This is a genomic window from Massilia sp. YIM B02763 (assembly GCF_030412015.1).
In the GTDB taxonomy this organism is placed as follows: Bacteria; Pseudomonadota; Gammaproteobacteria; order Burkholderiales; family Burkholderiaceae_D; genus Telluria.
This window is the reverse complement of the sequence record NZ_JASNRD010000002.1, coordinates 128,677-144,109: the sequence shown is the minus strand read 5'-3', so window position 1 is coordinate 144,109 and position 15,433 is coordinate 128,677. Positions and strand designations below refer to the sequence as shown.

General features: G+C 49.8%; 10 protein-coding genes. 9 read left to right on the top strand and 1 reads right to left on the bottom strand.

From position 1 onward, the window contains the following. The first annotated feature begins 132 nt into the window (after positions 1-132). The 6 genes from QPK32_RS04200 to QPK32_RS04175 all read left to right on the top strand — a co-directional run bounded on the left by QPK32_RS04200 (position 133) and on the right by QPK32_RS04175 (position 12,152). Positions 133-3,339, top strand: coding sequence for a helicase-related protein (locus QPK32_RS04200; protein ID WP_290411517.1), 3,207 nt, complete (start codon positions 133-135; stop codon positions 3,337-3,339). Next, positions 3,336-4,118 carry a DUF4391 domain-containing protein gene (locus QPK32_RS04195; RefSeq protein WP_290411516.1) on the top strand — a complete coding sequence of 261 codons (783 nt, stop codon included), beginning with the start codon at positions 3,336-3,338 and terminating at the stop codon, positions 4,116-4,118. Before QPK32_RS04200 ends, QPK32_RS04195 begins: the two co-directional genes overlap by 4 nt. A gap of 26 nt (positions 4,119-4,144) precedes the next feature. Continuing rightward, entirely contained in the window at positions 4,145-6,040 is a 1,896-nt protein-coding gene (locus QPK32_RS04190; RefSeq protein WP_290411515.1) for a site-specific DNA-methyltransferase, read from the top strand. A gap of 7 nt (positions 6,041-6,047) precedes the next feature. After that, the gene (locus tag QPK32_RS04185) at positions 6,048-9,065 is read left to right on the top strand and encodes a type III restriction-modification system endonuclease (RefSeq protein ID WP_290411514.1); all 3,018 of its coding nucleotides are present in this window, start codon (positions 6,048-6,050) and stop codon (positions 9,063-9,065) included. A 397-nt stretch (positions 9,066-9,462) separates the two neighbouring features. Then, complete coding sequence (locus QPK32_RS04180) at positions 9,463-10,530, top strand: hypothetical protein (RefSeq protein WP_290411513.1); 1,068 nt, start codon at positions 9,463-9,465, stop codon at positions 10,528-10,530. Positions 10,531-10,724: 194 nt separating this feature from the next. Further along, on the top strand, positions 10,725-12,152 hold the full coding sequence (locus tag QPK32_RS04175; RefSeq protein WP_290411512.1) for a hypothetical protein: 1,428 nt from the start codon (positions 10,725-10,727) through the stop codon (positions 12,150-12,152). A gap of 788 nt (positions 12,153-12,940) precedes the next feature. On the opposite strand, the gene QPK32_RS04170 is transcribed toward QPK32_RS04175, so the two are convergent. Then, complete coding sequence (locus QPK32_RS04170) at positions 12,941-13,465, bottom strand: HAD domain-containing protein (RefSeq protein WP_290411511.1); 525 nt, start codon at positions 13,463-13,465, stop codon at positions 12,941-12,943. A gap of 436 nt (positions 13,466-13,901) precedes the next feature. Here QPK32_RS04170 and QPK32_RS04165 point away from each other — a divergent pair, with 436 nt between their 5' ends. Genes QPK32_RS04165 through QPK32_RS04155 form a run of 3 tightly spaced genes read left to right on the top strand, consistent with a single transcriptional unit; the run spans position 13,902 to position 15,424 of the window. Beyond that, positions 13,902-14,393, top strand: coding sequence for a hypothetical protein (locus tag QPK32_RS04165; RefSeq protein ID WP_290411510.1), 492 nt, complete (start codon positions 13,902-13,904; stop codon positions 14,391-14,393). A gap of 15 nt (positions 14,394-14,408) precedes the next feature. Then, complete coding sequence (locus QPK32_RS04160; protein ID WP_290411509.1) at positions 14,409-15,050, top strand: DUF6088 family protein; 642 nt, start codon at positions 14,409-14,411, stop codon at positions 15,048-15,050. Beyond that, positions 15,050-15,424 (top strand): helix-turn-helix transcriptional regulator, encoded by a 375-nt coding sequence (locus tag QPK32_RS04155; RefSeq protein WP_290411508.1) that lies wholly within the window; start codon positions 15,050-15,052, stop codon positions 15,422-15,424. Before QPK32_RS04160 ends, QPK32_RS04155 begins: the two co-directional genes overlap by 1 nt. Positions 15,425-15,433: the final 9 nt, after the last annotated feature.

The following is a 15,433-nucleotide window of genomic DNA, read 5'->3' as shown; positions in this document are numbered from 1 at the left end:
GCGTTGGTAAGCTAGGAGTCCATCCCTATGGTGCTGTATGATTCTCTGAAATCGGCTGTTGCTTTTTTGCAAGGACAGAGCTGTTGATGCGGGCTCTGTCGCTTATGATTTCGGGATACGAAGGGGGAAAACTTGCGTCTCATAAAAAACAGCGGCAATGACAGGGTCATTGACGAGCTTCGGCAGTTCCTGGGGACGAAGTCCGCGTACGATTTGGCGTCCCCATCCTTCTCCCTTTTTGCATTCGCTGAGCTGCAAGAGCTGTTGGCCGGGGCGAAGAAGGTTCGTGTTGCCCTGCCTGCATCAGTGCCTGAACACTGGGAATTGCTCGGCTCGGAGGCCGATAGAGCATTCCGCAACCGTTTGCAAACGCGTTGGCTCGCGAAGCAATGTAGTGACTGGATATTGGAAAAGGCGGACGTCAGACAGGCCAAGGGAGGCATCCCTCAAGCCGCGATAGTGGTCCGTTCAGAATCCGGAGCTCCGCAGCGCGTCATCACGGGGACTAGCTCTTTCAGCACCAGCGGGCTTGGTCTTACTCCCAATGAGCAGTTCAGCCTTGTCCAGTCAGCAGAGAATCCTGAGGAGTGCAAACTCCTAGCTGCGTGGTTCGACGGCCTGTGGTCTAACTTACCTGCCACGAGCACGGCCAAGTCTGAACTGTTGAAGCGGCTCAGCGAGTTGTCCGTTCATCGGCAGCCCTCGCTCATCTATTACCTGACGCTATATCACCTTTTCAAAGACCTTGGCAATGAACTTGATGAAGAGAAAATAATCAAGTCGGCTACTGGCATTAAGAACAGCTCTGTCTGGCAAAAGTTGTACAAGTTCCAGCGGGACGGTGTGGTAGGTGCCATAGACAAGCTTGAAAGACATGGCGGCTGTATTATTGCGGACAGCGTGGGACTCGGCAAGACTCTCGAAGCATTGGCTATCATTAAATATTACGAATTGCGCAATGACCGTGTCCTAGTGCTAGCCCCGAAGCGCCTCCGAGACAATTGGACCCTCTACAAATCGAACGACCGGCGCAATGTGTTGGCGGCTGACCGGCTTCACTACGATGTGTTGAATCACACTGACCTCTCGCGGGACGGCGGCCAGTCGGGCGACATCGACCTCACTCACGTAAACTGGGGTAACTATGACCTGGTAGTCATCGACGAGTCCCATAACTTCCGTAACAAGATTACTCACCAGGGCAGAGAGAGTCGTTACGACCGCCTGATGCGGCAAATCATCCGCGAAGGCGTCAAGACGCGGGTGCTCATGCTGTCTGCTACACCGGTCAACAACCGGCTCGCAGACCTCAAGAACCAGATTGCCTTTCTTACCGAAGGAGCGGACGGCGCGCTCGATGCCCACGGCATTCCCAGTATCGAAGCAACGGTCCGGCAAGCCCAATCTCAGTTCAATCGGTGGTTACGCTTAGAGGAGATGGAACGTAGGCCCTCGCGCCTTATGGACATGCTGGGCTTTGACTATTTTAAGCTGCTTGACTTGCTCACTATTGCCCGTTCGCGCAAGCACATCGAGAAGTACTACGGCACGGCTGAAACCGGTAACTTCCCAAGCCGTTTGAGGCCGCTCAACATCAAGGCCGATGTCGATTTGCTAGGTCAATTCCCGGCAATTCGAGAAATCAACAACGAAATTCGGAGGCTAAACCTCAGTCCTTACGCCCCATTGCGCTATGTGTTGCCGAACAAGATGGCTGACTACGACGCCAAATACAGCACCCGCATTCGTGGCGGCCAAAGCTTTTTCCGGCAAGTTGACCGTGAAGAGAGCTTAGTACAGTTGATTCGCGTTAATCTTCTCAAGCGCATGGAAAGCTCGGTGATGTCGTTCGCGCTGACGCTTAAGCGGCAGCTGGCAGGCGTGGACGCCCTACTTGCCCGCATTGACGCCCACCATGACTCCGTCGAGGAACTCGACATCGATGAGGTCGAGGTGGACGACCCTATCTACGAATCTTTGCTGGTGGGCCGCAAGGTCAAGGTGCTATTGCAGGATGTGGACAGGGTACGCTGGAGGCAAGACCTACAAGAAGACCGCAACCGTCTCGCTACGCTGTTGTCAGCCGCAGAGCAAATCTCGGCAGAGCGAGATGCCAAGCTTGTCGCGCTGCGTAAGCTGATTGCGGACAAAGCCACTCAGCCAATCAACGTGGGCAACAAGAAGGTCATCATCTTTACCGCGTTCGCCGACACCGCGATGTACCTATACCAGCAGCTTGCGCCGTGGGCCAAGGTTGAACTGGACATTCACTCGGCGGTGATTGTGGGGACGGGCAGTAATAGGACTACCCAGCCCAAGCTACGCACCGACCTTGCAAGCCTGCTGACGGCGTTCTCGCCGCGCTCGAAGGAGCGCCCCGCTGAGTATGCTCACGAGGGCGACATCGACTTGTTGATTGCTACCGACTGCATTTCGGAAGGCCAGAATCTGCAAGACTGCGACTACCTCATCAATTACGACATTCACTGGAACCCCGTGCGCATCATCCAGCGCTTCGGGCGTATTGACCGAATTGGCTCGCCCAACGTCTGCATTCAGCTTGCCAATTTCTGGCCCAACATGGAGTTGGAGGAATACATCAATCTCGAACAGCGGGTCAGCGGCAGGATGGTCCTGCTCGACATCTCGGCCACGGGGGAGGAAAACCTTATCGAGCAGCAGTCGGGTAACCAGATGAACGATTTGGAGTACCGCCGCCAGCAACTGCTGAAGTTGCAGGATACAGTCATCGACCTTGAAGACCTTTCTAGCGGAATTTCTATTGCTGACCTGACTCTGAATGACTTCCGTATCGACCTGGCCAGCCAATTGAAAGAGCATCCTGGCCTCTTAGATGCGATGCCGCTGGGTTCGTTTGCTGTCACTACCACGTCCGACCTCGGTGACGCGTCGATTCCTCCGGGCATCGTGTTCTGCCTGCGTGCCGTGGGCGAGAAGGCAGCCAACGCTGCTGAGTCGGGATATCCGCTGGCCCCGCACTATTTGGTACATATCGCAAATAACGGTGAGGTGTCACTGCCATTCACCCAACCCAAGCAGATTCTCGACCGTTTGAAAAAGCTCTGCCTTGGGCGTGACATGCCCGACGCTATGGCGTGTGCCCGGTTTGACAAGGTCACACGCGACGGCAGAGATATGAGGCATGCACAAGACCTGCTCGCTACAGCCATCGCTTCGGTTGTCGGCAAGAAGGAAGAAAAAGCCGTGGCCAGTCTATTTACGGCAGGCGGCACACATGCTCAGAAGGGTGAGGTCGCAGGCAGTAGCGACTTTGAAGTGGTCGCTTGGTTGGTTGTCGTGCCTGGGGCGACGTTATGAGTCTGACTACAGTGCTCAATGCGCTGGCTCTGCCTACCGAAGCCAAGGTTGACCAACGCATTCCCAAGAAGCTATTTGTAGAGCAGGGCGCACCTACCGCAAGCGACAAGCGCCAGATTCAGGACGGTATCGAAGAGCTGATGTGGGTTGCAGCACTAAAGCCTACCAATATCGGCGTGCCAGTATTCCAGGACAGTGAACGCGAGTACCTTGAAATCGCCGTGCTTACGGTCGACTTTCGCCCTAACGCCAAGGCCGCACGGCTGCTCGAACTGATACACCGGGCAGTCCCGTACCCTGTATTACTGCTGGCTTCTTTTCTCAATGCTGACAAAACTTGTATCGGCGTATCCACTGCCCATAAACGCTTCAACCAAAATGAAGTCGGCAAGTTTGTTGTGGATGAGGTGCTGACCACATTCCCCATTGCATCAGAAGCGCTATTTTCAGCCAGCGTGCAGGGTTTCTTAGGTGCGCTAAGCTTGTCAGCCCAGCCTAATAGGAACCTATTTGCGCTCTATCAGGGCTGGGTGAATTGCATCTTGGGCCTTTCTGTAGCAGGGGCAGCCGGGCGTTTCGTGTTGCCGTCCTCGCCTGAGCAAACCCGGCAGATGCGTGAATTCCTGCAGCAGCGCTCTTCTCTGCTTACGGAGCTGTCTGCCTTGCGCGCCCAAGCCAGCAAAGAGAAGCAGTTGAATCGTCTCGTCGAACTCAATATATCCATCAAGCGGTTGGAATCTCAATTAGCTGCAAACCAATCTACGCTGCTAGCGTTTTAAACATATTATTTACTTGAATATTATATATGAAAAGAATCGAATTAAACGACGTTGAAGCGCAGTCTGCTAACATCGTCGCAGACAACTTGGCGCAAATGAAATTGCTTTTTCCTGAGGCCTTTGCCGATGGCAAAGTCCAGTTCGACACACTGCGTCAGCTGCTGGGCGGGGCTCTAGACGATTTTGAGGAAAAGTATGGTCTCAACTGGCACGGTAAGCGCCGCGCACGCCAAATTGCTTTGACGCCGAGTACGGGTACTCTGCGACCCTGTTTCGAGGAAAGCGTTGACTGGGATACGACGCAAAACTTGATAATTGAGGGAGACAACCTTGAAGTTCTGAAGCTCTTGCAAAAGAGCTATACAGGTAAAGTTAAGCTGATTTACATTGACCCACCGTACAATACAGGCAAGGATTTCGTTTATCCGGATAACTTTCGGGATAGTATCGGAAATTATCTTAGTTTGACAGGGCAAACTGAGGAGGGAGTGAAGACCTCAGCAAATACTGAGGCAAGTGGCCGATTTCACACCGATTGGCTGAACATGATATACCCGCGCCTTTGGCTGGCTAGAAGCTTATTGCGCGATGATGGCGTCATCTTCATAAGTATTGATGATGGTGAGGTCGACAATTTAAAGAAAGTGTGTGGCGAAATTTTTGGCGAAGAAAACTTCCTTGGCTGTATCATCTGGCAAAAGAAGTATGCCCCGGCGAACGATACCATCGACTTTTCTCCTTCTCATGATTTCATTTTGGCGTACGTCAAGAATCGCGCAACTAGCGCCACAGGCCAGGCAGTTGCAACGCTGAATCGTGAAGCACGAAGCGAGAAAACGAATGCAGCCTATAAGAACCCTGACAATGACCCTAGAGGCTTATGGCGTGCTGATAACTATAAATGCAACAAAACGGCCGAGGAACGTCCTAATCTCTACTTTTCAATCACACAGCCCAACACGGGCGAGGATATCTGGCCTGCCAAATCTGCGGTTTGGCGCTACAGTAAAGAAAAGCACGAACAAAATGTTCGCGAAAACCGTGTGTGGTGGGGGATGGACGGGAAAAACGGCACGCCTGCATATAAGAGATTCTTAACGGATGTGGAAGGTGTTATTGCTCAGACTATCTGGACATGGAATGAAGTTGGGCATAACGATGAGGCAAAAAAGGAGATTCAATCATTATTTCCCGATGCCCCGGATGTGTTTCCTACCCCCAAGCCCACCCGTTTGATTCAACGTCTCATTCGGCTTGCGTCGAGTGAAGATGGCGACATCATTCTGGACTTTTTTGGTGGTAGTGGCACTACAGCCGATGCCGTAATGCGGCAGGTAGATGAGGATGGTATTAACCGCCGGTTCATTCTGGCTCAACTTCCAGAGCCAACAGGACGAAAAGATTTTCCTACTATCGCTGACATTACAGCAGAACGAATTAGGCGTTCTGCTAAAAAGATACGCGGCAAGAAAAGTGCAGCGAATAGTGATGTCGGCTTTAGAGTATTTAAGTTAGATAAATCGAGTATTCGTGAGTGGAACCCAGATAGAGATGACCTAGCCAAGTCTTTGTTGGACCATCATGAGCATATCGTCGATGGGCGAACAGAGGCAGACATCGTCTATGAGGTACTGCTGAAGCGTGGTCTTGACCTGTGCGTACCTATGGAATCGCGGATAGTAATGGGTAAAACAGTCGGTGCGGTCGGGGCTGGTGTGCTGATGCTCTGTTTAGCCGAGAAGATTGTGGCCGATGAGGTCGAAGCGTTAGCTGAGGGAATTGTGTCCTGGCATAAGGAATTGGCCCCGATTGGTGATTCGACAGTGATATTTCGCGACAGTGCCTTCGTCGACGACGTCGCCAAGACCAATATGACTGCCATCCTCGCCCAAAACGGCCTCGAAAACGTGCGTAGTCTGTGAGGACCTGATGAAACTTCACTTTGAATCCAATCTCGATTATCAGCACGCCGCCATTGAGGCGGTGTGCGACCTGTTTCGCGGACAGGAGGTATGCCGCACCGAATTTACCGTCTCTAGCCAGAGCGCCCAAAGCGCAGTTGGCCAGGGCGAACTGCCCTTGGGTGGCAGCTTTACCCAAGGTCAACTGGGACTTGTGCAAAACGAGTTGGGAGTAGGTAACCGCTTGACCCTGCTGGACGATGAATTGCTGGCCAATCTGAAGAACATCCAGCTCCGCAATGGCTTGCGTCCGTCGTCGGTGTTGACCTCTGGCGACTTCACCGTGGAGATGGAGACCGGCACGGGCAAAACTTACGTCTACCTGCGCACCATTTTCGAACTGAACAAACGCTATGGTTTCACCAAGTTCGTGATTGTGGTGCCCTCGGTGGCCATCAAGGAAGGAGTCTATAAGTCGTTGCAAATCATGGCCCAGCATTTCCGAAGCCTCTATGCCGGGGTACCCTTCGATTTCTTCCTGTATGACTCATCGAAACTAGGGCAGGTGCGCAACTTTGCCACTAGCCAGCACATTCAGGTGATGGTGGTCACTGTAGGCGCCATCAACAAGCAGGACGTAAATAACCTCTACAAAGATAGCGAGAAAACGGGCGGCGAGAAGCCGATTGACTTGATACGCTCGACCTTTCCCATCATCATCGTCGATGAGCCTCAGAGCGTAGATGGTGGTCTTGAGGGACGGGGCAAGGAAGCTCTGGATAAGATGAATCCGCTTTGCACCTTGCGTTATTCCGCTACACACGCGGACAAGCATCATCAGGTGTTCCGGTTGGATGCGGTCGATGCCTATGAGCGTAGGCTAGTGAAGCAGATTGAGGTGGCGTCCGCTGCTGTGGAGGGCGGTCACAACAAGGCCTACGTGCGCTTAGTTTCGGTCAGTAATAAAGCCAACAAAATCCGAGCTGTGTTGGAAGTCGATATGCAGCGCGGTACGTCTGTCTCCAGGGAGCAGATTACGGTGCAGGCAGGCTATGACTTGGTGCAGTACACCAACCGCTCGCTGTATGCGGGCTTTCTGGTGGAAGACATTGGCTGCCGTAAGGGCGACGAGTACGTACAGTTCAGCAATCAAGAGGCACCCCTACGTATTGGCGAGGGCATTGGCGGTGTGGATGAGGATGCGGTTAAGCGTCAGATGATTCGTCGTACTATTGAAGAGCATCTGGACAAGGAGCTTCGGCTCAACCCGCTGGGCATTAAGGTGCTCTCGCTATTCTTCATCGACGTGGTGGAGCATTATCGCCATTACGACGCGAACGGCGTGCCGCTGAAAGGCAAGTACGCTCAGATGTTCGAAGCCGAATACAAGGCGGTGGCGTCAAAGCCCAAGTTCCGTAGCCTGTTCGGCGAAGTGGACCTGAGCCTTGAGGCGGCAGAGGTGCACGACGGCTACTTTTCCATCGACAAGAAGGGCCGGTGGCAGGACACTAGTGAGGGCAATCAAACCAGCCGGGACAATGCGGAGCGGGCGTACAACCTCATCATGAAGGACAAGGAAAAGCTGCTAGGTTTCGAAACTAAGTTGAAGTTTATCTTTTCCCACTCCGCCCTGCGTGAAGGTTGGGATAACCCCAACGTGTTCCAGATTTGCGCCTTGCGCGAGATTGGCTCGGAGCGCGAGCGTCGGCAGACAATTGGTCGCGGCCTGCGCCTGTGCGTCAACCAGAATGGCGAGCGCCAGCGTGGCTTTGAGGTTAATACGCTGACCGTGGTGGCAACCGAAAGCTATGAGGACTTTGCCGCCAACCTGCAGAAGGAAATCGAGGCCGACACCGGCATTCGTTTTGGCATCGTCGAGAAACATCAATTCGCCGCCATTGGAGTGCTGGATGCCAACGGCGAGGCCAAGCCGCTGGGCGTGGAGAAGTCCGAGGAAATCTGGACCTATCTGCATGAGTCTGGCATGGTGGATGCCAAGGGCAAGGTGCAGGACGCCCTGCGCACGGCATTGAAAGACAAGACCTTCACCCTCCCGGAAGAGTTCGTGTCACAAATGGTCGAAATCGGCGAGGTACTGAAGAAGCTGGCGGGTGGCCTAACGGTAAAGAATGCAGACGAACGCAAGCCCATCAAGACCCGCCAAGCAGTGTTGCAGAGTGCTGAATTTAAGGCGCTGTGGGACCGAATTAAACACAAGACCACCTACCGGGTGCAATTCGACAACGAGGCGCTGCTAGCAGCCAGTATTCAGGCGGTGAAGGACCTGCCGGTGGTTACTAAGACCCGCCTGCAATGGCGCAAGGCGGATTTGGCCATTGGCAAGGGCGGTGTCGATACCAATGAAACCGCGTCGTCTGCCCCTATCATCCTTGAAGAGCAGGACATCGAACTGCCAGACATTCTGACTGAGTTGCAGGACCGTACACAACTGACCCGACGCAGCTTGGTCCGCATCCTGACGGAGAGTGAACGCCTGGACGACTTCAAAAAGAATCCGCAGCAGTTCATCGACCTGGTGGCCGATTCGGTCAATCGGGCGAAGCGGATGGCGCTAGTCGATGGCATCAAGTACCAGCGTATCGGCGACGACGCCTTCTACGCACAGGAACTGTTTAATCAAGAAGAACTGACCGGTTACCTGAAAAACATGCTACCCGTGACCAAGGCGGTCTACGAGTACGTGGTTTATGACTCGGGCGGCGTGGAAAAAGGCTTTGCCGAAGACTTAGAAAAGAACGAGGCAGTGAAGGTCTACGCCAAGCTGCCATCCTGGTTCCGAGTTCCCACGCCCCTTGGTACTTATAACCCCGACTGGGCAGTATTGGTAGATGTGGACGGCGCAGAGAAGCTTTACTTCGTAGTGGAAACCAAGGGCAGCCTTTTCGCGGAAGACCTTCGCGACAAGGAAAGTGCCAAGATTCGCTGTGGTGAAGCCCACTTCCAAGCCTTAGCAGTTGGTGAAAGTCCAGCCTCGTATCTGGTCGCGCGAAACATTGACGACCTAATGTCTAAGGTTGTGAACTAGACCTGGAAATTATTAATGACGCGCGCAATTCAAACGTGCGCGCGTAAGTATCGACCATTGGAGTCTGCCAATGATGAGTTTTCACCATTATCCGCATAATGGTGAAAAATCACCAGTAGTGAACCCTGGACTAGATGCGTAACTGCTTGAGTTCGAACTAATTCCAGTATGAAATTGCGGATAAAGTCTTCGATGTTTATAAGATAGTCTTGGCCGAGTGTTTCAAGGCGTCCCCGGTATCTTGCACTGAAATTATTATTATGATTCACCAATTGTGTGCAACGCCGAACTATAAGTGGCATATATCGATGCCAGGTCGTAAAGTTGATGAAATGTAGTGAGTTAGAATTTTCAGTGTCGATATTATTATCGCTGAAATTTAAAGTCTGGAGGAGATGTGAGGGAAAATGCTCGCGATATTTCTTTGTTGATAGTTGAACAAATTCCCCGGTTAGAGGATATTGCGTTTGGACTTCCCCTTATTTATCTAGAAGGGCGTGCGCTAGATATTTCGGATAAGATTGCTGGAAGAATATGCATGCGTCAAAAAAATGGTATTTATCTGGGGCATGACATTGTCTTTTTGTCTCTTGAACATCAGTCTGAGAAGTTGGGGCGAAATTGTCCGTACGGTTTCGAAGTTTTTACCGGTTCCAAATACGTTACACTTTTGACCAGTGACGGCGGTAACCATTTTGGAATATATGAGAGTCTAGGATTCGGAATTGCGGAATATATTCTGGCAGCATGCAATGAAATTGAATTTTTAAAGTGGAGAAAAGGTAGTCCGGCATGGTACCTCGAAGAAGAAAATATCTTTATATTTGACGAAGATTTTTTGAATGAACTGAATCCGTGGCGTGACCTGAACACCGCAAATTTTTTTGCTTCAAAATTGTACTCCAACATGCGAGAAGGGCACTATTTAGCTGCATCGCTGGATTTTATTTATGACGGCGAGGACGGAGCAGGATTGTTCGAAGTCTGGTGCAAGTCCTGCATTTCACTCTTATTCGGGAAAAGTTTTATTAGCGTTGAGTTGCATCCCAATGGAAATGCGCCAGAACGGCGCGACATTGTGGCCGAAAATTGCGGAGATACCTATTTTTGGAAGAGAATATTAGAAGATTATCGCGCGCGACTAGTTGTATTTGAAGTTAAAAATTACAGTGATATCGGTGTAAATGAGTTGCGTCAGACTGCATCCTACCTCAATCAACCTCACTATGGAAACATTGCCTTTCTAATATATAGAACTGAATTGGAAAAGCCCACCGATAATATGTTAAAACACTTCAGGTTGCAGTACAATTCGGGTTATGATAAAAAAGTCAATGTTCTAATATCAACTCGATTTATGCTCGAAATGTTGAATAGCCTCATTCATGGCAACACTCATAATCCGGAGCGAATGATGCGGCACATGTTGAATTTACATCTTCAGAAATATCTATATGAAAAATAGGTTAAATCAGATTCGACTGGTAAAACTCTTGTGCCGAAATTTCTGACTACCTTTAGCGCCTTTTTTTTTGAAAATTGGTCTATTATGAAACTAAGTAGTAGTCAGTTATTTGGGGGTGACTATTAACGGCGCTACATTGTTTATCCATATATTTCACTTGAAAAACAAATTTCTCGAGAAGTACAAAAGTTTTAATGGCGATATCACTTGCTGGTAATAATTTTCTTTATTATCTCCCTAAGTCTAAATCGAGTAAAACAGTTCACTCCAAAACTTTGGGGAAAAATGGCCTCTTGGAATACAGGAAGCCATTTTCATTTATCGATTCAAATTTCAAAACGATAAACCAAATTACTCTTCGAACAACGGGGAGCCTACCTCGTAAGCATATTTTAACGGGCGTCGAAATTATTCAGGCTGCGCTGGAGGGAGGGTACGGACGGCGCGACCTATGGACTTCAGATTTGGCCATGAATAAGCAAGAGGCGAGTGACTTGGCGCGATATCTGTTGAGCCGTGTTGCACTAGCTACGTCTTGTCTTTTAAGAGATAAAAATAGGGCATTGTCTATCAAATCTATGTATGAACAGATTGAAGCATCTGAAAAAGGTGCTTTGTCATTCATCCTAGGAGGAATCGGCTCATATGTTGCAGCTAGGCTATGGCTGCGGGCCGGAGGAGACGGACTAAATCTTTTCCTTCATGCTGGTATTTACTCTAAAGCGGTAAACAAAAATCCTGCACCGGTGAAATTCTCACCAACGTCCAAAAAAAATCCTGACTACTTGGCGCATTCAAATAATCGAGACTGGCACGTGTTTGAGAGTAAAGGCGGGGCGATTAGCGACCGTTGGATGCGAATTGTCCAAGGGCTAGCGCAACTAGACAGTTTGCCATGCATTCATTTCGTTGGCGCCGAGTTTCCCAAAAGCGTAAAGACCGCAGTATGTGTGCACACAAGCGTAGATGCAAACGAAGCATTGACGATTACAGTAGTTGACCCACCAGGTGACAACACTGGAACCGAGGAAATTTCCACAATCGAACTAATTGGCAGTGTATGTAAGCTTTTGCTTATTCTTGAAACGGTTGACCAATTTCGGGCGCTTGCAGGTACTGTTCCGGATGTTGTTCGGTATGGTGATACGGAATGGGCGCGCACGGAAAGTAATATTTTTAGCGAATATGTTTTCGGCATTCCGAACCGATATTTAAAAAGTGAAAGCCGAATTCGGGTGCGGGTTGGAATTTACCTTGCGGCCGAAGAGGCTTACAGTGCCTCTATGGATAAACAGGAATTTTTGAATATATTCAGGCGCAAAGTGTTGCGAATTCTTCGACTTGCCTCGAATCGAAACATTGTTGAAGTGAGTCGAACGGTAGGATTTTTAATGCGTAGGGTCGAAGGTTTTTCTTATGAGGAAAACCTTCTTTTAAATATCTCAAAAGTTCTTAAAATGGAGAGAATCGCTGGGGCTGTAATGACTTATGATGGGGAAAGCATTGTTTCTAAATTGAGACAAGAGTCTGGCGTAGTGTTCACTTCTGGAGGGATGTACATAGGTGCTAAGAGCGAGAATGGCTCATCTTCTCGTGGTCAAACTCGTCAAGATGAGCCGTAAAGTGGCACCGGACCACCATATTCGCCCCTCTCACTTTCACCATTATCTTTATAATGGTGAAAAGATGATTCTAAGTCGCCGAATTGCCTATTCAGAATAACGTGTAGAAGTTCGATTAGGATGTCGGAGGGTTGAGGACGCATCAACGTTACTCGCCGATATCTCACGCAGTCTCTTTGGCCTATTGACTAATACGGGCAGACCGTCCGGTATCGGGAACTGCCGTGCAAGATTTCAGCGCTAAAATTTCATGACTCCAGTAGTCACTTTCGGCCCATCCTAGGGCATCGCTTGGCGAGCAGCGACCATCACATTCTGAAGTAGTCGAACCCAGCCAGTAATGTATATGCATTCGCATTTGTCTGCGCGAGAAAGGGCTCGAACTAGACCGTCAGCGCTGAACAAAGTTGTGCTATGTTGAACTGTTGAATGCTCTGGACCGTAAGCTTCTAAATCTTGAGCCCGGTAGTCATGAGCCAACAGTAATGGAACATTTCTCAGAAATCCTCGGGCGGCGAACCGACTTAGAATATGGCTGAGACACCGTTGATTTCAGCGCTGAAATTTCGTAACGGTGGTGGGCCAACCCTTGTTTGGCGAACGCACGAGCTTGGATGGCTCGAAGCAGCTGACCTCGATGTGGCCTACCCGATGCGTGTTGGGAATATCGGCGCAGCTCAATGTACAGTTGGTCGTCGTTATTTTGTGGCCTGGTAGAATATTTTAAATTTCAGTATAACTTGAAATAAAAATATCGATAAAATTTTGAGTGAATGCTTATGGTTGATTCACACCTGACGACGTAGGATAAGCTGAGCTAGCTTTAATTTGACCGCAGTGAAGCCTGCCCATGGTTCACACAGCACTGAATTGATTTCAAGATGTGAACCGGAAAGCGACTGGCCATTCAAATCATCGTCAAGTATAAGATACGGGCGTGGCTCATTTGTGTTGTTAATTTTCAACCAATTGTCTATCTCAGTCAGCCTATACGAATTGTCTTCACGAATGGTCGTCCATGCATAATGCAAGTTTCTGTCGACGAATTTCAGATTTGTTAAAAGCAATATTTTAGATATCTGTTCGCGGCTCAGAAACGTCGTCCATGAGGAGGTGATTATGTACTCGGGTTCGAATTCATCGTGTAGTCTAAGTAGATTCGAGCGCGCAGGTTCGTGAAATGAACCTCGCCAAAGGCCAGCCGCGTCATCGATAAATCCGGTTCGAGATGCGAACATGCCTTCTGCGCTATTTTTATAAGGGTCAATAGCTAACACATCGTCGAAATCTAAAAATATTAATGGTCGCAGCATATTTATTGTATCAAAGCGATTTTTCGGAGGCCCAATTAATCTGATATTACTCTAAATCCCGCAGCATTTTCCGCTTATGGCATTGAAATTTTTGAAATAAGATGCCGCGAACTATTTGAGTGCTACTTGCCGTACATAAAGAATGATTTAACTGGAAGAGATTTTTGATGCTGACATGTTTGGAAGAATGTTGAAACGGCATCGACAGATTTCTGCCGGTGTCTCCTTTTGTTAAGACAGTTTTCAGTGTCGCGTTTGGAGGAATAGGGTGATTCTCAAGTGGCATGACTCACAAGTGTGCGAGTCTTCTGGAGTTAATTCATCATTATTTCTACAAAGGTGAAATCTCTCTGTTTCTTCGTTTAGTGTATCGAGCAGCTTCTACAATTGGACGTGCGACGGCTCGCTTTTACTTGGCATCGTTACGGTTGTGGACGTGATGCTGTCCCACGAGTTACTACATAGGCTAGCTTATCAACGGTTTCGTTGGCATAGAAAGGAAACTTTCTATTTCGCGCCAAAAGCTGTGATAGCATACGCTTATTTCCGCTTCGTACTTGGTGCATTGAATATGGAGGTTGACTTGGCATATATTCCTGAAGACTTCCCTCATCCAATCCCAGGCGTGGTCGGCGGAGCGCAGCCAAAGGTCGTTGCGGTATTGACGCGGCTTGGCATTTATAAAGAAGACTGCGATAGCAGGGCAGAGCGATACGACGTGTGTGAAGACATGTCGCAGCAACTCATGAAATACTGCGCTCGTAAACGGGTGGAATACCCCAGTTGGTCTGAAGAGTCCACGCAACAGCAGACCCTTGCCGCCTTTTCGAAGAAAATTAAGACCGGGGAGTGGGAATTTTCCAAGCCTGAACAAGAGTGGATTGAACAGCGTTTACGTACCCTACGAACCGATGAATTTCAGCGCTGAAATTTGGAGCGTTTGATGACGAAAACTGAGGCTATAAGACGCTATGTGGTGGCGAGTCCCGCCGACGTGTTCCTGCGAACTGAGTTTGCGAGCTTTGGTAGCGAAAGGCAGGTATCTCGTGCGCTCCACACTCTACTGGATGTCGGACTGCTCGTACGCCTTGGCGTCGGAGTCTACGCTAGGGCCAAACTTAGCTCGCTGAGCGGTAAGCCCATACCTGTACGTCCCCTCGCGGTTCTAGCACCTAAGGTTCTTGAGAAGCTTGGGATATTGGTCTTCCCTAGCCAAGCTGTCCGAGAATACAACGAAGGCCGCAGCACACAAATCCCGCGTGATAACGTTATTAACACCGGAACCCGCCGCATCCGTAGGCGGCTGTGCTTTGGCAAACAGATAATTAAATACGAGCGAACTGTTACTATGAAAAAAGCCTCAAGCACCTCAGCAGTGACGTTGGCTGACTTGGCTCAAATAGCGGCAGATGGCACTCTCGATGAATATCTTACCAAGCATGGGGTTCCGGACTTCGAGAATGGTAAGCCCAGCGGTGAGCCTCGAAAATTCGGAGAACGTCAGCCCTTTGACCGGAGCACCTTCGACTACGACGCTTACAACGCTAAGATTGAGGAGCAACTCAAGCCGAAAAAGGTCCCGTAATGTGGGTAAGATATTACCCGTTATTTGGCCTAGAGGGTAATACCTTGCACAAAAATTCGAACACTCCGCGCCAAGTTAGTGATGCATTGACAGCGCTCGGCATCAACATACGCACTGCCCGGGTCCGGCGTCGCTTGACACAAGACGAGCTTGCGATGAAGTGCGACATAACACGCAAGACGGTATATGCAATAGAAAAAGGGGCGCAAGGCCCCTCGATAGGTAGTGTGCTGTCTGTACTGTGGGCGCTCGGATTGCTCGATAGCGTCAAGGCGCTAGCTGACCCGGACGCCGATGAGCATGGCAAAATATTAGAAGCCGCAACTCGGCCGGAACGTGTGCGAGCTTATAAAGTGCTCGACAACGACTTTTAGCTAGAATTT